This window comes from Blautia sp. MCC269 (assembly GCF_018785655.1).
In the GTDB taxonomy this organism is placed as follows: domain Bacteria; phylum Bacillota; class Clostridia; order Lachnospirales; family Lachnospiraceae; genus Blautia_A.
Map to the genome: position 1 here is coordinate 1 of NZ_WQQE01000065.1, position 289 is coordinate 289.

The window sequence follows — 289 nt, forward strand, 5'->3', positions numbered from 1 at the left end:
CAGTCTGCACATTTTATCAATCCTGCGAAAATCTGTGTCGTACCGTTTCTGCGTTTCCTGCGTCTGCTTGCAATCAGCTCCTGAACTTTTTGGAACACTTCTTCAGAAATGATGGCTTCGTGGGTATTTTCCACACGATACCATTCTTCCTGCGGCTTCCGTACCTTTTTCTTGTTCTTGAATGAAATGTTGCTCTGCTTGTTGTGAATGCTGTGACCGATGTAGGTTTCCTCTTTCAAAATGCTCTTGACCTGTGCTATCGTCCACGCATAGGCTTTTTCTGCGGGCG

1 protein-coding gene is annotated in these 289 nt (G+C 45.7%); it reads right to left on the minus strand.

Translation table 11 applies throughout. From position 1 onward, the window contains the following. On the minus strand, window positions 1–289 hold a 289-nt coding region (locus tag GPK88_RS16710; protein ID WP_215708050.1), incomplete at both ends, for a recombinase family protein.